Genomic DNA, 611 nt, shown 5'->3' with positions numbered 1-611 from the left:
CAAGCGGTGTGACAACGATGGGCCGGTTGATCAGGATCGGGTGTGCGATCATGGCGTCGATCAGCGTATCATCGCTCAGGGCCGGGTTGTCGAGGCCGAGTTCGTGAAAGGGCGTGCCCTTTTCCCGCAGGATCGCGCGCACCGGAACCCCCATACGGGCGATCAGATCGACCAGTTCCGCGCGGCTGGGTGGCGTTTTCAGATATTCGATGATCCTGGGCTCCTCGCCGCTGTTGCGGATCAGTGCCAGCACGTTGCGCGACGTGCCGCAGGCCGGGTGGTGGTAGATCGTGATGGTCATGGACAGGATTCCGGGCTCGGGCAGCAGGAGGACAGGTTCGCGATCAGGGGCGCGCAGAGTTCGGGGCTGCCCGCACAGCAGTCCCTGACGAGGAAAAGCATCAGGTCGCGCAGGCGCGGAAGACAAGCACGATAGACGATCAGCCGGCTGTGGCGCTGCGAGGTCAGCAGGCCAGCCCGCGTCAGGGTAGCGAGATGGGCCGATATGGTGTTCTGCGGGACATCGAGGTGCCGCGCGACGTCCCCGGCGGGCAGCCCGTCCGGTTCGTGGCGCACCAGCAGGCGGAAGATCTCCAGCCGCGTGGACTGGG

The 611-nt window shown here is 65.8% G+C and carries 2 protein-coding genes; both read right to left on the bottom strand.

What is annotated here, in order from left to right:
- Positions 1 to 301: arsenate reductase (glutaredoxin) (gene arsC / locus AABE20_RS11275; RefSeq protein WP_338333153.1), on the bottom strand; the 301-nt coding region annotated here is incomplete at its 3' end.
- A partial coding sequence (locus AABE20_RS11270; protein ID WP_338333152.1) for an ArsR/SmtB family transcription factor occupies positions 298 to 611 on the bottom strand: 314 nt, incomplete at its 5' end. The genes arsC and AABE20_RS11270, both read right to left, overlap by 4 nt.

It is taken from the genome of Acetobacter zythi (assembly GCF_963921165.1).
Lineage (GTDB): Bacteria > Pseudomonadota > Alphaproteobacteria > Acetobacterales > Acetobacteraceae > Acetobacter.
This window is presented reverse-complemented; position numbering and strand designations above follow the sequence as displayed.